Source organism: Roseofilum capinflatum BLCC-M114 (genome assembly GCF_030068505.1).
GTDB classification, from domain to species: domain Bacteria; phylum Cyanobacteriota; class Cyanobacteriia; order Cyanobacteriales; family Desertifilaceae; genus Roseofilum; species Roseofilum capinflatum.
The window spans coordinates 141,494-163,100 of sequence record NZ_JAQOSO010000079.1; the positions used below are offsets into that span (position 1 = coordinate 141,494).

Annotated in this window: 12 protein-coding genes and 1 pseudogene; 5 read left to right on the forward strand and 8 right to left on the reverse strand. The window is 45.9% G+C overall.

Annotation, left to right across the window (positions count from 1 at the left end):
* Positions 1–59: 59 nt before the first annotated feature.
* From PMG25_RS14170 to grxC, 4 genes are all read right to left on the reverse strand, one after another.
* Positions 60–809: a calcium-binding protein gene (locus PMG25_RS14170; RefSeq protein ID WP_283767547.1), complete on the reverse strand. Its 750-nt coding sequence runs from the start codon at positions 807–809 to the stop codon at positions 60–62.
* Positions 810–925: 116 nt separating this feature from the next.
* The gene (locus PMG25_RS14175) at positions 926–1,834 is read right to left on the reverse strand and encodes an alpha/beta fold hydrolase (protein WP_283767548.1); all 909 of its coding nucleotides are present in this window, start codon (positions 1,832–1,834) and stop codon (positions 926–928) included.
* Between the two features lie 56 nt (positions 1,835–1,890).
* On the reverse strand, positions 1,891–2,325 hold the full coding sequence (gene tadA, locus PMG25_RS14180; RefSeq protein WP_430540967.1) for a tRNA adenosine(34) deaminase TadA: 435 nt from the start codon (positions 2,323–2,325) through the stop codon (positions 1,891–1,893).
* A 60-nt stretch (positions 2,326–2,385) separates the two neighbouring features.
* A complete protein-coding gene (gene grxC / locus PMG25_RS14185; protein ID WP_283767550.1) occupies positions 2,386–2,691 on the reverse strand; it encodes a glutaredoxin 3 in 306 nt (101 codons plus the stop codon).
* Positions 2,692–2,828: 137 nt separating this feature from the next.
* Here grxC and PMG25_RS14190 point away from each other — a divergent pair, with 137 nt between their 5' ends.
* Complete coding sequence (locus PMG25_RS14190) at positions 2,829–4,289, forward strand: DASH family cryptochrome (RefSeq protein WP_283767551.1); 1,461 nt, start codon at positions 2,829–2,831, stop codon at positions 4,287–4,289.
* Between the two features lie 15 nt (positions 4,290–4,304).
* Here the strand turns inward: PMG25_RS14190 and PMG25_RS14195 are convergent, their stop codons facing one another.
* Entirely contained in the window at positions 4,305–4,787 is a 483-nt protein-coding gene (locus tag PMG25_RS14195; RefSeq protein WP_283767552.1) for a TM2 domain-containing protein, read from the reverse strand.
* A 179-nt stretch (positions 4,788–4,966) separates the two neighbouring features.
* Here PMG25_RS14195 and PMG25_RS14200 point away from each other — a divergent pair, with 179 nt between their 5' ends.
* Positions 4,967–5,962 carry a hypothetical protein gene (locus tag PMG25_RS14200; protein WP_283767553.1) on the forward strand — a complete coding sequence of 332 codons (996 nt, stop codon included), beginning with the start codon at positions 4,967–4,969 and terminating at the stop codon, positions 5,960–5,962.
* 260 nt (positions 5,963–6,222) lie between these two features.
* Here the strand turns inward: PMG25_RS14200 and PMG25_RS14205 are convergent, their stop codons facing one another.
* A complete protein-coding gene (locus PMG25_RS14205) occupies positions 6,223–8,694 on the reverse strand; it encodes a vWA domain-containing protein (RefSeq protein WP_283767554.1) in 2,472 nt (823 codons plus the stop codon).
* A gap of 317 nt (positions 8,695–9,011) precedes the next feature.
* On the opposite strand from PMG25_RS14205, the gene PMG25_RS14210 reads away from it, so the two are divergent.
* The 3 genes and pseudogenes from PMG25_RS14210 (at position 9,012) to PMG25_RS14220 (ending at position 13,408) form a co-directional block, all read left to right on the forward strand.
* Positions 9,012–10,523, forward strand: a complete 1,512-nt coding sequence (locus tag PMG25_RS14210; RefSeq protein ID WP_283767555.1) for a flavin-containing monooxygenase — start codon at positions 9,012–9,014, stop codon at positions 10,521–10,523.
* A gap of 63 nt (positions 10,524–10,586) precedes the next feature.
* A pseudogene (locus PMG25_RS14215) lies at positions 10,587–12,059 on the forward strand (cytochrome P450).
* A 50-nt stretch (positions 12,060–12,109) separates the two neighbouring features.
* On the forward strand, positions 12,110–13,408 hold the full coding sequence (locus PMG25_RS14220; RefSeq protein WP_283767556.1) for a phthiocerol/phthiodiolone dimycocerosyl transferase family protein: 1,299 nt from the start codon (positions 12,110–12,112) through the stop codon (positions 13,406–13,408).
* Between the two features lie 6 nt (positions 13,409–13,414).
* On the opposite strand, the gene PMG25_RS14225 is transcribed toward PMG25_RS14220, so the two are convergent.
* Positions 13,415–14,206: a DUF6816 family protein gene (locus PMG25_RS14225; protein ID WP_430540968.1), complete on the reverse strand. Its 792-nt coding sequence runs from the start codon at positions 14,204–14,206 to the stop codon at positions 13,415–13,417.
* A 200-nt stretch (positions 14,207–14,406) separates the two neighbouring features.
* Positions 14,407–21,570 (reverse strand): eCIS core domain-containing protein, encoded by a 7,164-nt coding sequence (locus tag PMG25_RS14230; protein WP_283767558.1) that lies wholly within the window; start codon positions 21,568–21,570, stop codon positions 14,407–14,409.
* Between the last annotated feature and the right edge of the window lie 37 nt (positions 21,571–21,607).

Sequence of the window (21,607 nt, forward strand, 5' to 3'; positions counted from 1 at the left end):
ATGATTTACGTTATTCCAGACTACAAGAGCGGGTGTTGAATTTCCTGCTGGTCTTAAATTTAGGGGATCAGAGGAAAAAAGACATTAGAACCGACTTGTAAGTCGTTAGTTGTAATGGTCGTAAAGTTAGCCGGCCCCAAGCCTAGGGTATAGTCTACAACAATGCCTAAGCTCTGGCCTGTCGAGCCAATCACAATTAATGTATCGTTTGCTCCTCCTCCGGCCAGGTTGCGACTGGTGTCAAAGGCTAGGTTAGAATAGCTTAAGCCATGGGTGAGGCCAATATAGTCTTGGGTAGGATTCCAGTCCAGGATCAGATCGACCAAATTGGGATTAAAGTTGGCTTCATCGGTACGGAAAACGAGGGTATCAAAGCCGGCCCCTCCAGCCAGGTTATCTATGCCTAAATCTCCAATGAGGAAATCTTGTCCAATTCCTCCATCGAGGATATCGTTCCCTTGGCCTCCTCTGAGGCTGTCGTTGCCTGCTTCTCCAAACATCTGGTCGTCACCCAGGTCTCCTCGCAGGAGATCATCTCCGTTTTCACCAAAGAGCAGGTCTTCGTTTTGTCCTCCTAAGAGGCGATCGCCTCCTGGGCCTCCCCGCAGTTGATCGTTGTTGAGGTTACCTAAAATCACTTCACTAAGGGCCGAGCCATAGATGGTGTCGTTTCCCGCTAAGGCCCAAAGTCCTCCCGCATAGTTAATGAGGGAATTTTGACCTGGCGTAGAATTTAAGCCAATAAAATCATTGAAATCCGTTGCTAATAGACGGGGCGGAAAAAAGGAAAAATCAGGCGTGGTTACCATAGTTATTCAGTAAGAATTCAGGTGTCAGCATTAGGGAGTCAGGAGCGATCGCCGACTCTGCTTAAACAGACAAGCGGCAGGTTATCCCCAGTTTAGAGGATAAGGAGGTCATTGTTTTAGCTTTTCATGCCTTGAGTCTCAATCCAATTGCGGATTAACTCATTCACCTGGGTGGGGACTTCATCATGGGGACAATGGCCAGCTTGGAGGAAATGTTCGGTCAAATGGGGATAGTATTGATGGAACTTGGGGCTTCTTTCCCTGGCATTCATCCAAGGGTCAGCTTCTCCCCAAAGCACTAACAGGGGACAAGTGAGTTGTTGCAAAAGATGATCGACTTTTGCGCCGGGAGGAGTTTTGAAAACGGCAGCAAAAACATCAGGGGCCCCAACATCGCAGGAGGGGCGATAAATTTCTTCTACGAGTTGGTCAGTGACGGCGGTTTTATCGAGATAGACTTTGAGTAGGGTTTTGCGGATGGTTGAGCGCCGACGAGCATATTGGAAGAGCCAAAAGTTAATCCCAGGTTGGAGAAATAACCAACGGGTTACTTTACCCACTGTGGCTTTGATGGGGTTGGGTGGGGTTTGGGGTTCACTCTCAGAAAAGGGCCCAGCGCTGTTGATTAAGACTAAACCTAGGGCTGACTGGGGATATTGAGCGGCGACACAGAGGGAGGCATAACCGCCTAGGGAATTTCCGGCTAGGATGACAGGTTGACCGATGACTTCGGTAATAAAGTCATGGAGTTGCTCTCGCCAGAGGTCTCCACTATAGGTTAATTTGGGTTTACTGGAGCGCCCAAACCCTAGTAAGTCAATGGCCCACACCTGAAAGTTTTCCTGAAGTTCGGCGATGTTTTTCCGCCAGTGGTCGGTTGATGCTCCAAATCCATGGACGAGGAGTAGGGGAGGGTGTGAGGGATTGGGTTTTCCGGCTTGGGTGTAGTAGATGGAGTGGGTGCGCCACTGCCAGTATTGACCGGTTGGGTGGGATGGGGGGTGAGATGAAACGGTGATTTGCATGGATTGGGTCTAGATATGAAGAAGTATTAATTCATGTTAATTATTGTAACGCAAGGTTAGGGTCTTCGTTGGGCAAACCAGGATTGTAACTGGTGGCGACAGGGAGATTCGAGAATTCCCGATAAGACCTGAAGACGGTGGTTAGAGGCGGGGCTGTCGGGTAAATTTAAGACGGTGCGAATGGCTCCGGTTTTGGGGTCATCGACGGCATAGACAAGCTGGTGTAACCGGGAGTGGATGATGGCTCCGGCACACATGGGGCAAGGTTCGAGGGTGACGTAGAGGGTACAGCCTTGTAAGTTCCAGGAGTTGAGGCGATCGCAGGCTGCACGGATGGCGACGATCTCAGCATGGGCAGTGGGATCGCGATCGCCTTCTTTCTGGTTTGCGCCTTCTGCCAGCAACTGTCCCTCACTATCGAGAATGACCGCGCCTACGGGCACTTCCCCAGCTTCTCCTGCGGTTTGTGCTAACTCAAGGGCGCGAGTCATCCAATGGCGATGATGCTGATACAGGGGATGGGATAGGGGGGACAAGGGAATCGGGAACGGTTATTGGGTAAGTAGGGGATTGAGTTGTCCTTGTCGGTCTAGAGCATACAACTCATCACAGCCTCCGATGTGGCGATCGTTAATAAAAATTTGCGGAACCGATCGCCGTCCTTGAGCGCGTTCTGCCATTTGGCTTCGAGCGGCTTCATCCCCATCAATTTTATATTCAGTATAAGAAACTCCTTTCCACCCCAATAAGAGTTTGGCGCGGATACAGAACGGGCAGGTCTGCCAAGTGTAAATTTCTACGTTTGCCTTAATCTTTTCTGACGGACGACCTAACCAAGAATTGAGGAAATCGAGCATAGGGTAAAATTATTCGATTACGATACTGACTTTCATTTTAATCAAGCCTTGCTCCTTTTATGGCAAACTGAATAAAACCCTGCTCAATCAACCGATCCATCCCCTAGGCAGATATCACCAGGAGATTTCGTAGACTAATGAGCCAAAAACCGATCCTTCTTTGGTATCGTACCGATCTGCGATCGCACGATCATCAACCCCTAACCCAAGCCCTAAAAACCGGCGCTGTGGTGATTCCGGTCTATTGTTTTGATGCTCGTTGGTTGAAAAACACCCATTTTGGCTTTCCCAAGATGGGTGTTTTTCGCGCTAAATTTCTTCTGGAAAGTGTGGAAAATCTGCGTCAAACCTTAAGGGATCTCGGTAGCGACTTAATTATCCGTCAAGGGTTACCGGAAAACGTCATTACTGAGTTAGCCATAACCTTAAACGCAAGTGCTGTTTACTATCATCAGGAAGTAACAGCCGAAGAAAAGTTAGTCGAAACGAAACTCCACAAAGCCTTAAGCCAGCATCAGATTAGCACCCAAGGGTTTTGGGGGGCTACCCTCTATCATATTGAGGATTTGCCTTGGGCGATCGCCGAAATTCCCGAAGTTTTCACCCCCTATCGCAAAGAAGTCGAAAAACGCTCTAGGGTGCGCCCTACTTTCTCCACTCCCGATACCCTTCCCCCCTTACCCCATCTCGATCCCGGCCATCTTCCCACCTTAGAAGAATGGGGACTCGAACACCCCCGATCTGACCCACGAGCCGTTTTATTTTTCCGGGGCGGAGAAAAAGCAGGATTACAACGGATACAAGATTATATTTGGCAGGGCAATCATCTAAAACATTACAAACAAACTCGCAATCAAATGTTAGGGGCCGATGGTTCTTCTAAGTTTTCTCCCTGGTTAACTTTGGGTTGTCTATCTCCCCGTTTAATTTACCAAGAAGTCCAAAATTATGAATTGGAACGAGTTAAAAATGAATCTACTTATTGGCTCATTTTTGAACTCATGTGGCGAGATTATTTTCGCTTCATTTGTACCAAACATGGGAATAAAATTTTTTATGCTTCTGGACTGCAAGGATTATCTTTTCCTTGGAAACAAGATTGGCAGCAATTTGAACGCTGGCAACAGGGGCAAACTGGATTTCCTTTAATTGATGCCAACATGAGAGAATTAGCCGCGACTGGGTTTATGTCAAATCGCGGTCGGCAAAACGTCGCCAGTTTTCTGACCAAAAATTTGGGCATGGATTGGCGTATGGGTGCAGAATGGTTTGAATCCTGCTTAATTGACTACGACCCCTGTAGTAATTGGGGGAACTGGAATTATGTGGCGGGAGTAGGGAACGATCGCCGAGGCTTTCGCTATTTTAATATTGCTAAACAATCCCAAGAGTATGACCCCAAAGGACAATATGTCAAGCATTGGTTACCGGAACTAGCAAGTGTTCCACCGACTAAAATTCATCAACCTTGGAAGTTGTTAGCGGTGGAACAAAAACAGTTTGGCGTGCAGATGGGGGTAGATTATCCTTTACCGATGGTAGATTTAAGTGAATCGGTACAAATGAATCGTCATATTTATGAAATCACAAAATCCTAGGGAATAGAATAATGATTAAAGTTCCTCAAATCGGTACAAAACGACCCCGGTCTGTGGATGATTATCTACGGTAGCATACCCTTTTTTGAGCATCTCGATTAACAGGCTTTCCACCTCATGAAAATCTAAACCCGTATCTACCACGGCTTGGGTAACTGAAATCTGTCCTCCTCGTGCAGCCGCAGCTTTAACCACTTTTACCTTAGCTGGTTCTGGCACTTGTTTTTCGGTTACGTCCACGACTTGACAGGGAATGGTCTGACGATCCAGTGGTACACCTGCGGGGGATAAGCCATGTTTGGCCCGATATTTGAGGTTATATTCATCAACCATGTTTGGAATAAAGATTAAGTCAATAAATTGACCGATCCCAAACAGGCCAAAGGTGCAACACCAAAGGAGTCCTGTAGCGATCTTGCCATTATAGAGGCGATGGATACCGTTGGCTCCAAACATGCCAAGGAACCAGAGGATGTAGCTTGTACTAACCTTATTCATGGGTTGAGTATAGCGAGTATAGAGGACGCAGAACCTGCTGTTTATCCTATGCTAACACGGAAAATTGTGGGAGGTTGAGGGCAATTTTGGCGATCGCCCCTTACGCCTTACCGTAAGTGCTTTACGATACGCTATAATCCTCAGTCTTGGGATCAACCCTTTTGCTAAATTCTTAGATCATGAGGACTCAAACATTGGCTTGGAAATATCATGCTCGCCTGGTGACCATACTCTTGACAACCAGCTTAGGAGTTCTAGGCTGTACCTCTGTCTCATCTGAGGTTACTGAAAACTCTAGTGGAGTGACTTCTTCAGCTCCTGAAATCATTCCCTCGAATCAGGAAGCAGCCAACCCTACAGATCTAGCGACCTCTAAAGACTCTGCTGCTCAGGTAGTAGGGCCGGCCAGCATCCCTGCATTAAATCAGCAATGGAGGACTGAAACTGGCCTGCGTTATGGAGAAGTACGGAGGCGATTGATCGCACAGGGATGGATTCCTCACACCATAGAAACCACTGGCCCCGTGCGCCACTACAATCCTGGGGGGCTGTTAAAAAAAATGTATGACTTAGGATATGAGGAAGTTGTTGATTGTGCGGGTACGGGTTTGGCCCCTTGTCGGTTTGAGTTTGTCTATCAGGATCGAACTTTGGAAAATGGCCCAGTGCTGGCTGTGATTGCCACAGTAGCGAGTGGCCCTAATCCCGATCCCTATTTCGCTGGTATGAATCCCGATGCTTACGGTGTTAATACAGAGTATCAAAATCGTGCTTTGGATGCTTCTTTATTTACAGAAATTCAACAGGATGAAGGATTTTGTGGGGCCATCGGCACTTGCTCAGTTTCTTCACCTTATGTGTTGTATCAAACTCAGTCACAATATGCATTTCAAGATGTGGTGATTGTGGCTCGTGCTTATAGGGAGGGGGTGAATCGAGCCGTTATTTTTCCCCGGAGACCCGTTTCCCGCGCACAAGCTCTAGAGTATGCTAGGATTCTGGATACTGAAAACACGATTGATTTGAGCGATCGCAACCGGGAACTCTACAACTATGACCAGCCAATTGAAAGCTATGCTGCCCCAGGAGAAGGGCCTCGTAATTTAATTCACCTTGTCTTAACACCAGATGGACAAGTGTCTGAAATCAATTTTGTTAACCCTGGAGCGCTTTAACTTTCACCAGAGCTAATCATCCGTAGTGGACCGGCAAGCTTAAAATTGGGGGTAAGAGTGTAGGTTGGGTTGAGGAACGAAACCCAACACCCGTCTGACGAAAGTTGGGTTTCACTTCGTTCAACCCAACCTACAGTTTTAAGCTTGCCAAGCCACTACGCTAATGCCCTATTTTAGCTGTGTCACGGCAGTAGGGTGGGCAGGAAAATCCGCGAAATCATTCAATATCTACAAGCATCCCCTGCCCACCGACCCGATACTTAAGATACGCTATAATACTCAGTCTTAGGATAAACGCTGAGAATCAGATCTCCCACTTCAAAAAACATGCCCTCTTTTTCCGACTTGGAAAACTTCAAATCTCCCGATTTAGCAGCCAATTCATCCGCAGTATAGGCAACAGCATCTAACTCATCAGGAATCAGTCCCGTTGCGCCAATATGAAACACTAACGGAGAAATATTGTCACGATAAAGGGTTTCTAACGCTTGATTCACCTTAGCCAATCCTCCACTTAAGGCTTCCACAAACTGCTCTGTCTCAACGGCCTGATCTTGCCATTTTTTCTCCAGCAAGCCGACTAAATCGGATGCACCCAACTGATTCAAAATATCGGTCATGCTGCCGTTTTTCTCCAATCCCAAGAATTCATCAAAAATGGGTTTCATCAAGTCATCAACCTTGGTCACTTTTGTCCGCTTCGATCGGGTTTTATGACCAAATATCACCGCCCGGTCTAGAGTTTGATCGAACGTCGGTTTATCCAGCTTTTCCCCAGTTTCCCGATCGTAAACCTCATAAAACCGGTCTAAAAACTTATTCGCTGAATGCAATTGACCTAAATTGAGGATTTCACAATTGCCCAACTCAATTTTATAACTCACCCGCGAATCGACTTTACCCGTGTTCAAGGCTTCTTCTAAATCAGAATATTCGGTAGTCGTGGGAAAGTTTAGATACAAACTCTTAGATAAATAATGCTCCTTCAGAGCCGCGACCTGATCCGGGCTATAGGTATCTGAAACCTCTTTCAGATGGGCAGAAAAGAGACTCGATAATACTCGCAGAACCGCCAAGCGAGAAAAAATCCCCTGCACTTGAGTATAATCGGATGCTATGGGCACAATGGGCAATGGGGTTAACTCAATTTCATATTCTGTATTCCCATCAAATGAGTCGGCATTGGAGAGTAAATTCTGTTCTTTGAAGACCTTAAAGACTTTGGGGTTACTAAATTTCACCTTTAAGCTCTCAACATTTAACTGGCCATCTCCCACCAAAGTATAGTTGTTGTAAGATTTCAACTCATTGAGCAGAATTCCAGCAACTTCAGTAATGGGGGTTTTGTCCTCCACTTTGACTAATTTCACCGGACGGGTAATGAGTAAATTGATGGTGGCAGTATTGCGGTTAATGTCAAATGACCCCATTTGCACATATTCGCCCCCATCCACATATTCAGTGGTCAGCCAAGGTTTAACCAGGTTGCCATCAGCATCTCGCTGGCCAGGAACGCGCTTGACTCCCCGCCGTTGATAATGATCTTGGAGGTGTTTAAGATTAAGAATAATTTGGTCTTTGTGGGTCTCGAAGAGCTGAATGAGTTCTAAAATGGGTAGGTTTTTATTGACTGGAACTGCTGAGAGGATCTGATGTTCGGCTAAACTCTGGGGTTGATAGATGGCTTTGTCTAAATCTTGGGACAGTTCGACCAGTTGACTATTGGTGATCGCTTTGCCGTGACGCTGGGATAAGGTGGCATCAAAGGTGCTGACGAGGGCATATTTGGCCTGATTTAAGTTGCCGTCAATGAGTTGCGCTTTGGCGAAGGCAAAAAGGGATTCATCGGTTTGAGCCAGGGGAATGTCGGTGAGTTGCTCAAATTCAGCTTGGGTGAGTTTTTGATATTTATAGAAAATGCCATCATCGTCTGGTTTGAGTCCCAAAATTTTCAGTTTTCCAGCGTTGCCATTGAGCTTGTGAGCTGTGCGGGAGAGGAAGATTTGATAGTCGTATTCTTTGAAGAGGGGTTCTTCGATCGCTTCAGTGACAGCCTCTCCCAAAAGCTTGGAAGTGTTATACAGTGCATCATAGACCTGTTTCACACTCCCCGCTTGCACGCAGGTTCCAGATACCAGGTTGGCTAAACGGGAGAGCAGCTTAAAGTCAGAACTGCGAGAATAGGCGATCGTGTTCAGAAAAACATTACTCTGGTTGAGGTTCTGACAAATTTGCTCTAGGGTTGCGACTTCCGATCGCACGTTAGGATGGTTGGCATACCCATCACTATGCAGAGTAATAGCCGTCAACTCATCGGGTTGAATTAACTCGGTTGCCAGTTGCAGCGCTTGAGAAATGCAGGTTGCACCGGAAACCCTAATGTTTTGAATCTCCTGAAGATAGGAAGAATTGAGCTTCATCACCTCTTGAATGGGGACGCGCTGGAAGTGAGAGATTAAATTTCCTTGGGAAGAATAAGAAATGAGGGTAATCAGCAGTTGGCTGTGGGTGTATTCTTCTAGGGTAAGCAGCTTAATCAGGGTTTCTTTCAGGGGGTTGATGTCATGGTACATGGAGCCGGAGCGATCGATCGCAATGATACTATGGGCGATCGCCGCTTCCCCTGTCGAGTTCTCTTGCTTCTGGCTTAACGGTTGGCGATCGACCCGATAATAAGCTTTTGCCTCACCAGCTAGGTTGTAGAGGACAAATTTAGTAGCCTTCTTAACCATACGTTATCTAACCCTCTTGCATCATTACCCCCCTATTCTAATCAATGTTGATTATTTTGTCAACCAAGTTTTCTGGCAAAGATCGTAGGGTGGGGAACCAGAAACCCGGTTTCTCCAAGAAACCGGGTTTCTAGACATAGATGGGGACAGGTTTGATTTTAACCGAGATTCTTTGTACGAAATAGGGATTTTATGATTTAATCTATTACAGTTAAACCCAATTGCTGATTTCTATAGAGAAATGCTATAACCCATATTTGTCGGTTTTTGTCAAGTATATTGGCTACCCAATTAGATGAGCTTACGCTGAATTAACCATGAATCAATCTACTCTTGACTTCACAGAAAAAAACTCTACTTCTAATCAAAATAATGCTTGTTTAGAAGTCCTGATTATTGGTGCGGGGATTTCTGGGTTATGTATAGGAATCAAGCTCAAAAAAGCCGGAATTAATGGCTTCAAAATATTTGAGAAAGCCTCTAATCTGGGGGGGACTTGGCATCATAATACCTATCCGGGGTGTGGCTGTGATGTGCCCTCGGTTTTATATTCCTTTTCCTTTGAACCTAAATATGACTGGACGCTCAACTATCCCAAGCAAAAAGAAATTTTAAGCTATTTAGAAGACTGTGCAGACAAATATAAAATTACTGAGCATATCTGCTTGAATACTCAAATTTCAGGAGCGGTTTTTGATCCAGAAACCAATATCTGGACAGTTTCAACCCAGACTGGAGAAGAATTTCAAACTCGCGTCCTGGTTAGTGCTTGTGGACAGCTCAACGAACCGAAAATCCCCAAAATAGAAGGGTTAGAAACGTTTCAGGGAAATCAATTTCATTCCGCTCGCTGGAATCATGATTATGATTTGAACGATAAAACCGTTGCGGTAATTGGAACTGGTTCTAGTGCCGTCCAGTTTCTGCCGATTATTGCCGAACAAGTGAAAAAGCTAATTGTTTTTCACCGCAGTGCCAATTGGGTGATTCCCAAATTCGATCGCCAGTTCAATCAGTTCGATCATTGGCTGTTCAAAACTTTTCCTATTACTAGCCGGATCTATCGATGGTTTATTTATCTTTATTTTGAGTTTTTCTTGATTACCGTCAATCTTCAGAAAGATGGCTTAGTCGGTAAGATAGCGGCAATTTGGCTCAATACCTATCGCAAAATGAAGGTTAAAAAAGAGAGCTTAAAGACGGTGCTTAAACCTAAAGATCCGGTTCTCTGTAAACGATTCTTGCTGTCTAACAACTATTATGAAACCCTACAACGTTCTAATGTAGAAGTCGTATCGAGTCCTATTCAAGGGATTAGGGAACATTCAATTGTCACTCAAGACGGTTCCCTCTATGATATTGATGCCCTGATTTGGGCAACCGGATTTGAGTCTACCCAGTTTCTAGCTTCCCTGAACATTGTCGGTAAAGAGGGCAAAAGTTTACACCAGCAATGGAAAAATGGCGCTCAAGCCTACAAAGGAGTGATGGTTCCTGATTTTCCCAACTTCTTTATGCTGTATGGCCCGAATACTAACTTGGGTTCCAATTCGATCATTTTTATGATTGAATGCCAGAGCCGGTATATTCTTTCTTGTATCCAAATGATGCATCAAAATAAGATATCGGGTTTAGAGGTTAAACCCGATATTTATGCTAAATTCAATCAGAAACTGCAAGAAAATGCGGCTAAAACTGTGTGGATGAATAGTTGTTCTAGTTGGTATAAAACGGCTGATGGCAAACTGACCAATAACTGGCCGTACTCCTCGGTGCGCTATTGGCTCACCACCCTGAAGGCTAATTTACAAGAGTTTAATACATTGTAATCTAATCTTTGTAATCTAATCTTTGTAATCTAATCTTTATTGAGACAAAACAGACACTCAATTATGGCGATTAAAGAGAAAATCACAATTCCTGGGCCTTCTTCCTTACCTCTGACCGGAGGACTGCCGAATATATGGCGTTTTGCCCAAGACCCCATCGGCTATAGTACCAAAGTGTTTGCCGAATATGGCCGGATTGCTTCATTGGTGAAAAACCAAAGCCAGAATCTCTATTCCTCCGATCCCAATTGTCCGGGAACTGTTTTAGCTTACGGGCCAGATATTGTCCAAAAAGTCACCTCACAACATGATATTTACCACAAACATCCCATGTCGGGAAAGGTGTATGGTAAACGCAATGAATCCAAACGAACTCAACCGTTAAAAACCTTTGGGGTGGGGCTGTTTGGTGTTAATGGACAACAGCATCTGGATCAAAGAAAATTGATGATGCCTTCGTTCCATCGCCAGAAAATTCAGTCCTATAATGAGGATATGATTTCTTTAACGAATTTGCGGATTAAAAACTTGGTTTTAGACCAACCCTGCCGCGTTGACCGGTTGATTGAAGGATTAACTATGAGCATTGCCACTCAAACGATGTTTGGGGAGGATATTGAGCAAAAAGACCAAACGGTGGGCGAGATTTTTCAGGAAATTATTGATTACCAAGCGTCTCAATTGAGTAATTTAATTCCTTATGATATTCCTGGGTTTCCGTTTTACAAGTACCTGAATGTTCTCTTGCGGTATGAAGAGAAAATGAAGGCAATTATTGAGGATAAAAGAGGTAAGTTAGCGGAAGCGAATGATGTGCTGTCTATGCTGATTGAAGCTAGGGATGAGGAGAGTGGTTTAAGGCTGACGGAGGAAGAGTTAATTGGCCATATCAGTACGTTGTTTTTGGTGGGTCATGAAACGACTTCGAGTTCTCTGACTTGGATCATGTTGTTGTTATCTCAACATCCTCAAGTTATGGCTGATGTTTTGGATGAGTTGAAAGGGGTATTAGATGGCAATCCGCCGACGATGGAACAACTGGATCAACTGCCTTTGTTGGAGCGGGTGATTAAAGAAAGTTTGCGGGTATTGACTTCTATACCTTGAAATGGAAGGATTACGTCGGAGGCGACGGAATTAGCGGGGTATGAAATTCCGCAAGGGACGGAGGTTTTGGTGAGTATTTACCATACCCATCACATGCCGGATCTGTATCCCAATCCTGAAGATTTTAAGCCGGAACGGTGGGAAACAATTAATCCGTCGATTTATGAGTATAATCCTTTCAGTGCTGGCCCTAGGCTGTGTATTGGTGCTGGGTTTGCGATGATGCAGATGAAGATTATTCTGGCTATGTTGCTGCAACATTGCCGTTGGGAATATGTGCCTGGACAAATGATCGATCGCAGTGGCATTATTTCGGTTAAGACTAAATCTGGACTTTCCCTGATTGGGCGATCGCACGATGGACACTTTAGCGAGGGGGTTGGCAAAGTGCAGGGAAATGTTAGAGAAATGGTGAACTTACCGTCATAGGGCAACTCCAGCTTGAGAAGTCATTGAGGTATTTGAGGAGCAAGGGATTTATGAACTACGATCGCCCATTATTTTCTGATGAGCGTGGACTCGCTCTGATGAATCAGTATTCCGGAGGATTTGCCATTGCTGGAATTTTTGGATTGAAGGGGAACGTCAACCCAGAGAGCTTGCGGCGATCGCTCGATTTTCTTCAATCCTCCTATCCTCGCATTAACTGTCGGATTGTTGGAGATTTAAAAAACCCTGAATTTAAGCAAGAAGGGACGCAACCCATCCCCCTAGAACTGATTGAAGAATCCGACAGCTTATCCTGGCGAGATGTCGTATTCAAAGAAGTGAACACCCCTTTTCCACGGGACAAATATTTACTCAAATGCTTCTTGGTTTCCGCTCAAGATTCCACCGAGACCCATTATTTAATTACCATCATTAATCATAGTATTTCCGATGGTCTCTCATTCATGCGGATGAATGATTTGATCCTCAAATACTATGCAGAAGCCGAAAAGGGGTTACCCTTAGAACAACCCGACCTTAAATTTCCCGAAGGCAATCAAGCTATTCCTTGGCAAACTCGCGGTTACAAAGCAGTGTTTTCCAGTCTTATGGCTTGGATCAGGCAGCAAATGATGGTCAGATCCCATGGCATTCAAAAAATGACCCCGGATCAAAACATTCCCGTTAAAGACAGACAAGGAAACTTTGTCCATCGTTGTATTGACCTAGACTTAAGCAAAAAACTCTATAGCCGGTGTAAACAAGAAAAAGCCAAGCTCAATGGAGCAGCATCAGCCGCCATGTTACTCGCGGTTGCCCAGGAAATTCCTAAAAAAGGGGGAAAAGATTGGAGTTTATCCTGTCAATCCTATGTCGATTTAAGGTCGAAGACCAGTCCCCGGATCAAAGATGAATATATGGCAGTGATGACTTCTTCTGTCTTTTCGTTTCATCGGGTGAATGAACAGACTTCGTTGTGGCAATTAGCCCAGGATATCGATCAACAAATTCAAAGTCAAGTGGAAACCGGAGACTTCAAAAAATATCCCATGATTTTAGGGAAACTGATTGAATTATCCTTACCCGCTCCAGAAAGTTCCACTCAAACCCTATCGATTACGAATGGGGGTAGAGTGCGAGTGAAGAAAAATTATGGGGATTTAGCCGTCGAAACCGTTTCTATGTTTCCTCATATCACGGTTTATGGGAATTTAATTGTGATGTCCATGTATAAATTCCGAGACCAACTCAACTTAACCTTCTCTTTTTCTTATCCTTCTCTGAGTCTAGAACGGGTTAATCGAATTGCCGATCGCGTCGTAGGCATTCTCCAGGATGCCGTCACCTAGTTGGGATCACTCCTCCATCGGTGATAAAACTAACTGATAGCGGTATAATCCCACCGGAGTAGAGAGGGCGCGGAAATAGTTGGGATCTTGGGGGGAGAGATAGATGGCAGTAATTTGCTCGGCTTCTACTTCCTCGGTCTCGGTTAACCGATGGTAAGCGGTGGTGGTTTCTACTTCGTTGAGATAAATTTGTCCTTGGCTGCGAAAGATCTGTTGAGCCACTTCTGTACTGATAAACTGATCGTCGCTGGGGGTTTCCGTAGCTCTTCCAGTGACGATGGAGATTAGTTGTTGATCGGAACTCAAGCGGATAATTTGCCGATTGGGATTGTCTGGATCGACTTTAACCGATCGCAGCACCCCTTCCCCTAAATAGGCACTGGCGATATGGGAGCCATTAAACTCCCGATCCGCCACAATGGGGTTAAAAATCTGATCCAAAGCGTTTCCCCATGACCAACCCTCACCCTGGAACGGCAATACCCACTCACTCGCGGGTTGAAAGCGTACCTCAAAGTCTATGGGTTGATGTAAATATTGTCGATTCCCTTCAAAACCAGGGGTGACCAAATCCGGCGCTAAGGGGGCTACCATCTCCTCTAGGGTACTGGTGACTCGCCAAGTGCCTTCCATCCAGTCCGGATAGACTAAATCGCCTGTGGCTGCCACCACGGGGGGTTTACTGTGCCACTGGGGAAACTGCTGGAGGCGATCGCCCAAAGGGCCTGCCCAAACTGGAGTGGCGATCGCCATCCAGAGCAAAACCGTCACCCAAAACCCCCTAAAGAGCCGTTTCATAGCGCTCATAAGCCGTTACAATCCCTTGATTAAGAGTCACAATATTGATCGACAACTGAAACCGTAGTGTCCGGCGATCTGGGCAAATGTTTTAAGATATGTAACTCTATATCCATTGCTCTATCTCGCTTTTAGCTATTGATACTCTATTTTATTCTATCTTCATTATCGGAGAGTGACAGAAGAGGATCACTCATGACCTATTTTTTATCTTCAGGATCGACGCGAGCGATCACAAATAGGGTTTTGGGATCGCCTCCGGGTTTAATCTGGGTTTTGGTGCTGAGAGGTTTAGCACTGGCCGTATCTGCTCCGTCTGGTGTACCCGCAGCTTTAACTTTGGCGGTTTTGGCTTTTTGGGATTCTAGAGTAGAGGGAGTTGGCTTATCTTGATTTTCGGTGTCTGGAGTTTTGCCCGATTCATCCTCAGATGGAGTAGGCTTAGATTTGTCTTTAGTGGTTTCTGGCTCTGGCGGTTTGGGGGGTAGCTCTGTTGTGCCATCCTGTTGAGGTGCAGAGGGTTGGCCCTGAGCGCTACCCATTTTAGCCATTTTCTTCAACATGGCTTCGATTTTCTTCTGGGCGACGGCTTTGGGGTTGCCTTGGGCTAAAACTTTGTACTCAAAGCTACTGCCACCAATCTCTGTGTAACCGGCAATTTTTACCAAGTCTAGGTCGAACTTGAGGGCGACTTCGGGTAGTTTTTTCTCCACCACTTCTCGCCTAGGGTCTTGGCGGAGAATGGTTTCAATATGTTTGGCGATCAAGGTGCGGGTAAATTCGGGAATGCCTTCACTATCATCGGCTATATCTGCCATTTGTTGTGAGGGACTTTTGAATTTGGGTTTCTGCACCCGTACAAAGACTTCCATTGTGCCTTTTTTCTTGCTGATATCTTTATAGACATCTACATCAGTTTTCAGACTAGAAGAACTTTCCATCACTTTAGCGGCAGTTCCTACGGCAACGGCTCCAGCAACAACAGCCGTTTGGCTCAGATCCATGCCGCTATCTTCATCGCGCTGAATGACCAGATCGCTGCTGAGGTGGCTGAAGAGGGGTTTGGAGGGTGGCCCGTCTCCTTGACGCTGTACGAGGTTTTGGGGGAAGAAGGGACTGCGCTGGACTTGGGGTTTATGTCCCGATTGTTGCACGACGTGGGTGAGTTCGTGGGCAATGAGATGGCTACCAGAGGAGGTATCGGGACGATAGGTATTGCTGCGGAAGTAGATGTCTTGTCCGGTGGTGAAGGCTTTGGCATTCAGAGAGCGACTGAGGGTATCGCCTTCTGTTTTGCGGTGAATTCTGACTCCGCTAAAGTCTACGCCAAAGGCTTGTTCCATGGGTTCGCGGACGGTATGGCTGAGGCTCTCGCCTTTTCCTTGCGATCGCCCAATTCGGTGTTCAATCGCGTGACTCACCGGAGCCGCGAGTCTGCCAGAAGCCTCTTTACGACTGGCTTTCTTGTCCTCTTGGGGGGGCACTTTGGCAGTGATCTCGTACTCGATTTCGCGATCGAATTTATCCATCAACCCCGTCTTGTCATCGATACCAATACTGGTCAGGTCATACTGTTTCTTGTACTTGGCTAACAGGGGTTTGAAATAAGCAACAGGTTTCTTATCCTTAATTTTCCGCGCTTTTTTCTCGATATCTTTGGCTAAGTTGTAGAGTACATCACCTTCATCAATCAGTTTGGCTTTCAAGACAAATTTGCTCGACGTGGACTTGTCGTCAACAATCAACTTTTTCTTCTTATCCTTCCATTTGTCTTTCTTCCGTTGCAGCTTCTTCAAGGGCGCTGTACGAAGCTGAACCAAAGGCTGCGCTTCAGTTTGCAGTGCTTCTTGGGGGATTCTGGAATTGCCAGACATCGGCTGGCGACTAGCCGTTTTCTTAGAGCTGTTTTTGGGAATCTTCAGCTTTTTAATGGTTCCGGTCAACGTATATTTATTACTATACTTTCCTCCAAATCCACTCTTCACTTTAATGTCTTTAACTTCCGCAAATTCTTTGCCTTTTTCTACTGAAGTCTTAATATTTTTTGCTCCCTGTTTAACTTCTTTAGGATCGCGCTTGTTCGTAATCACTTTTTCCCCTTCGCGCTCTCCCTCAGAAATCATATCCTTGACTTCAGTCTTTTGCTGCTTGACCTTACGCTTGTATTCATCTTTCTGTTTTTGCTTCTCAGTCTTTTTCTCTTCTTTTTTCTTCTTGGGAGCAAACTTCTCTTTAGCTTTATTTTTAGCAGCTTTAGCTTTTTCCTTAGCTGAGTTATATTTCTTCGCACCCCAGGCCTTTGCTTTGCCAAATGCTTTCTTAAATGGCGCTGCGACTTTTTCAAACATTTTTTTCAAGCCTTTACGGAAAGGCCCTGTGATTTTATCCAGGATTTTGCGAATCTTATTGGCTATACCACCTAAACCAATTAAAGTGGCGAGAAATCCTAGGGCAACGGGAATTAATCCCGCTAATACCAGTTCTATTGATTTGGAAAAACCAGCCGTATCTCCTTTTGCAATCATTGACAAACCGGCAAAAATGGTTTTAATTAATTCGACAATTTGTTCGTAGTTTTGAGCAAACCAAATAATAACATCGACGATCGCTTTAATAATTTTCACAATTCCTGCTGCTGGATTGAGTATTCCAATCAACCAGATAATGGCAGATTTAACCACTTCAATGCTGACCATAATGGTCAGTTCTTTGATAAACAGGGTTTTCATCTCGTCAATGACATCGCCGAGGAAATTCCAAGCTGCTGCGACTCCCTTAGTAATTAAAGTATAAAATAACTCAACAATGACGGCAGCTTTCTTTTCCATACCGTCGATAATTTCATCAATATTTGCCCCTTCAATTGCGGATTCAATAACACCGACAATATCGGAACCAAAGACCTCAGATGCAATTGCAAAGATAGCATCTTTGGTAAATCCCATGACTTGCATGAAGATATCGAAAAATCCGGCGAGGTCAAATTTTGCGGGTAATTTAATCGGGCCGATATTGCCAAATAGCCATTCAACCAAACCGTTGAGAAAATGTTTGGGGAAGTTTTGGGCAAAATTGAGAAATCCATCTTTGAGTCCGGTAAAGAAGTTTTCCATGAATCCACCTGGATCGTCAATAATGGCATCTAAAACTGCACTATCTACGCCAAATTTAGATAAAATCCATTGGATGGGAATCAAAAGGGCTTTAAGAATGGCTTTGATGACATCTCCAATAAAGGCTAAAGCTTTCTGTACTAACCCTTGGTTAGCCGCTTTCAGGGCTTCAATGCGGTCATCAATTTCTTTTAAGCCTTGCTTATAACTTTCGGTAATGTCGTTAACTAGGTTGTCTTGATAGGATTTAACATTATTTTCTAGATTATCGAACTGCCCTTGAATGTTAGAAATTGCGCCTTCTGCAAGTTGCTTTTCTTCTGGCCCCAATTTGTCTACGGCTGCTTGAAACTTGGCTTTCCCTTCGTCAATGGCAGCCTTGGCTTCGAGCATTTTCTGCTCCACGTAGGGGGCGATCGCGTTCTGACCCAGTTGCTCGTATAGCCCAGTCACTTGTCCGAGAACATCTTTGACTTCGCTCGTCTCGACTTTTGGCTTAAAACCGGCATCTCCAGCAATGGACTGTCTCAAGAAATTAACATAGACTTCCCTGGCATCGCTATAAATGTTATTGACTTCATCGGGCAAACCGGTAAAGAGCTTCTCTTTTGCCCAGAGGAAAACATTGAAAATCTTAAAACTGGTAAACCATAAATCAATTTTAATCCCATGGCGATGGTAGTAATAATTTTTCTGCCATTTTTTGAAGGCGGCTTTTTGCACGATTTCAAAGGCAAGGCGAGCAACCTTTTTCCCCAGGGCCATTCTGCGTTGGACTTCCGCATCCATCTCTCCTAGGATGCCATCCACTTTGGCTTGGGATTCGGTATAAATGGCATTCAATTCTTCCGTAATTTTTAGCCGTGCTGCTTCATTGGCTCCCTTGGTTTCCTCCTTCTTCGTCGTCATGTCCGTCATGGTTTGGACACGCTGATCTTTCATCGCTTGTGTCGTTTGTTGCGATTTTTCTTGGTTGCGGGTTTTGGTATCGGCGATCGCCCCTTCTTCCTCTTTGCGGAAATCTTCCGGCCCTTGTTCGCTAAATTTCTCCGTCTCCTGTAACCCTTGCAGCGCCTTATCTCCTCCAAATGCCGGATCGCTGAAGGTTTCCATATCTTTAGTCGTCAGGGTTTTCCCCGTCCCCGTCCCCAGATCCACCGGTTCAGCTTGTTCCGGTTCCACCTCTTTTTCCCGTTGTACGATCCACTGGGGAGAACGATGGATCGTTTCGGCGATCGTTTTGGCTCGCAGGATCTGCCGTTTTACGAGGGGAGAGGGTTCCGTAGGGGCGGGTTTATCCAATTTTTCGTCTTCCAACCGCGATATGGGTGAACCCGCCCCTACACCGGATGTTTGCACCGACTGCGGATCGGGCATCTCCATCACCGTATCCGCCATGCGATCGGCTTCCACCTCATACCGATCCTGGGGCCCGCCCACCATCAACTTCGCCTGGCCAAAATCCCCAAACGTTTCCTTTAAACCCTCCTGCTGCTCTGTTAACTTATCTTCCACATTCTCCGTAGAAGTCGCAGGAGGTGCAGCCTGATCCACTTCTGGAACCACCTCCTGCATATCATCAATCTTGCCTTCAACCCCCTCCATCTCCTTAACGGGTTTAGTATCCTCGTCTTTCATCTCTGGAGGAGCTTGGGCCGCCTCTGGCATTCCCCCGCCCGCCTCAGTTGTCGCCGAACCCACTTCCTTGTCAATGGTAGCTTCCGCTTCCTGGCCAACGCCGTCACCACTTTCGACTTCCTTCATGCTCTTCGGCTCTTCAATACCCAACGCCGCAAACAGGTTTTGCACAAACGCTTCTCGGTCAAACGTTGCTGGGTCTTGACTGGCGGCTGTGTCACCTTTCCTTTCCTTGGCTTTGCGGTCTGCTTGGTTGTCATCCACCACCGCATCCTGAACTTCCACCGCTTCCTGCTTGGGGTCATCATGCTTGGAAAACTCTTTCCCCTGTTGTTCAATTTGCTGCGTGACCGCCAGGAATGCTGGGTTCTGGTTCGGGTCGTCGGACTCTACCTGACCGGGAGCCACGTCAGGGACAGGAACAGGAGCGGCGGTATCGTCTGGAGGCGGTGGGGGCGCTTGTTTTTTCAGGTCTTCCGTAACGTCCACCTCACCAGAGTCATCCCCCTCTTGAGGGGTGACATCACCTTCTTGTCCATCTCCATCTTCTGTTTCTTTTGCGTCTTCTTTACCCTTGTCTTTCCCTTTTTTCTTATCTTTTTCTATTTCTTTTTCTTTTTTTTCAGTATCTTTCTCTAATTTTTCGATGTCGTCTTCATCATAGTCATCGTCACTAATTTCTGTTGTATTCTCATCGACTTCACTGATACTTTTTTTGTCTTCATTTTCATCTTTGGTTTCATCTTTTTGATCTTCATCTTTGGTTTCATCTTTATCGCTTTCTTTATCCCCTTTATCATCATCCCCTTCTTTCTGAATATCGGGCTGAGTTTTCACACTCGGCCCCGTTTGTTGAATAGTGTGGGTGAGTTCATGGGCGAGTAAATGTTTGCCACCGGTGGAACTGGGGTTATATTGTCCGGAATTAAAATAGATATCTTTTTTGTGAGTAAATGCCTTAGCTCCCAAGTCTTTGTTCATTTGCACCGCGTCGCTGTCGGTATGCACCCGAACCCCGCTAAAGTCGTTGTTAAAGCGAGATTCCATGAAGCCTTGGGTCTCTTTGGGTAAGGATGAACCGCCCCCTTCTTTACTCTTAATTTTGCCTTCTACGGCACTACTGGCCTGAAATGAGCCATCGCTATCGGCTTGCAGGCTTGCGGGGGCATCATGGAGGGGTTCGGGTTTGAGGGTGATGTTAACGTTCTGTTCGTCGGTATTGATGTCCGGTTGTAGAGGTAATTGTAGGGGCGAACGGCCGTTCGCCCCTACATCGTCTTGACGTTTGAGGGTGATATTGACGTTCTGTTCATCAGTTTTGATATCAGGTAACTGGGGTAGTGCGGGGGCATCTTCTGCATCGTCTTCCCGCTTCAGGGTGATGTTAACGTTCTGTTCATCTTCGCTTTCTTCCTGACCGCCTAGAATGGCTGCATAGGGAATGGCTTTGGGACGACGACGACTTTGGGGCCGCCGACCATTGCCGCGCTGTATGGTGTGGTCTAGGGGTTTGAGGTTAAGGTCGGCGCTGGGTTCTGTTTCAGGTAACGGTTCTGTTTCGGGTTCTTGCTCTCGCTGTAAGGTGGTAGAGTGATCCATAACCTGATCGGCCATGCGGTCTGCTTCTTGTTCGTAGCGATCGCCAACTGCCCCTACAATTAATTCTGTCTGGATCTTCCCCCCATCACTGTTGGTGCGCTGAATTTGAGCCGCAAGGGGTTTCAAGTTCACATCAATACCACTTGATTCTTCTTTGGGTTGCACATTCCCCGCAAGCGGTTTCAAGTTCACATCAATGCCACTTGATTCTTCTTTGGGTTGCAGACTTCCCCCCAAAGGCTTCAAATTGACATCAATACCACTTTTTTCTTCTTTACGCTGCACGTTTTTAACTACAGGTTTGGGCTTAACCTCTGGTGTCTTTGGGTTAGATTTTTCCAGTTTGGCCGAAATTTTATGGGGTTTCGTGAGTTCAGTTTCGACTTTTTTGGGCTTGAGTTTCGCCCCTTTTTGCTGGATGGTGTGGGTCAATTCATGGGCTAAAAGTCGTTTACCACCGGTTGAACTGGGGTTATATTGTCCGGAATTAAAGTAAATATCATGACCATGGGTAAAGGCTTTAGCTTTTAGGTCTTGGCTCAGTTGTACGGCGGTGCTATCGGTATGAACTCTAACTTGACTAAAATCATTCCCAAACCGGTCTTCCATAAACGATCGCGTGCGATCGGGTAAGGGTTGCCCTTTTCCCCGCTTTAACTGTATCCGTTTTTCTACAGATTGACTCGTCTCGAATGTGCCATCTTTTCTAAAATTGGGCCGGTCTTCATCCTCAGTTTGGGACTGTAACAGAGCCGGATTTGCACGAGTCGGAGCCACCGATATTTGACTAAATTGATACCCTAGGGGAGAAAATTGGGCGCGATCGCCGCTCCCTGTTCCCTGCTCATCCGGAGGAGTCGCACTCATGGCACTCATCTGCACCGTTGCGCTCTCCGTATCCGTTTCCACAGCAGGCAAAGACTCCGTAAACGGTTTCGGTGTAGGGAGAGCATTTTTAGCCGGAGTTGCAGGAGTCGGAGTGACCGGAACTTGGGTTTTAGTTTTCGTTGCCATAGCTGATTATCTCGCTTGTGGCCCCAGGAGGATATAG

Bases quoted from the DNA above. Each gene is read 5' to 3' on its own strand.
- PMG25_RS14200 (WP_283767553.1), top strand. From the start codon at position 4,967: ATGAGGACTCAAACATTGGCTTGGAAATATCATGCTCGCCTGGTGACC.
- PMG25_RS14220 (WP_283767556.1), top strand. From the start codon at position 12,110: ATGAACTACGATCGCCCATTATTTTCTGATGAGCGTGGACTCGCTCTG.
- tadA (WP_430540967.1), bottom strand. From the start codon at position 2,325: ATGACTCGCGCCCTTGAGTTAGCACAAACCGCAGGAGAAGCTGGGGAA.
- PMG25_RS14210 (WP_283767555.1), top strand. From the start codon at position 9,012: ATGAATCAATCTACTCTTGACTTCACAGAAAAAAACTCTACTTCTAAT.
- PMG25_RS14230 (WP_283767558.1), bottom strand. From the start codon at position 21,570: ATGGCAACGAAAACTAAAACCCAAGTTCCGGTCACTCCGACTCCTGCA.
- PMG25_RS14170 (WP_283767547.1), bottom strand. From the start codon at position 809: ATGGTAACCACGCCTGATTTTTCCTTTTTTCCGCCCCGTCTATTAGCA.
- PMG25_RS14225 (WP_430540968.1), bottom strand. From the start codon at position 14,206: ATGAAACGGCTCTTTAGGGGGTTTTGGGTGACGGTTTTGCTCTGGATG.
- PMG25_RS14175 (WP_283767548.1), bottom strand. From the start codon at position 1,834: ATGCAAATCACCGTTTCATCTCACCCCCCATCCCACCCAACCGGTCAA.
- PMG25_RS14195 (WP_283767552.1), bottom strand. From the start codon at position 4,787: ATGAATAAGGTTAGTACAAGCTACATCCTCTGGTTCCTTGGCATGTTT.
- PMG25_RS14205 (WP_283767554.1), bottom strand. From the start codon at position 8,694: ATGGTTAAGAAGGCTACTAAATTTGTCCTCTACAACCTAGCTGGTGAG.
- PMG25_RS14190 (WP_283767551.1), top strand. From the start codon at position 2,829: ATGAGCCAAAAACCGATCCTTCTTTGGTATCGTACCGATCTGCGATCG.
- grxC (WP_283767550.1), bottom strand. From the start codon at position 2,691: ATGCTCGATTTCCTCAATTCTTGGTTAGGTCGTCCGTCAGAAAAGATT.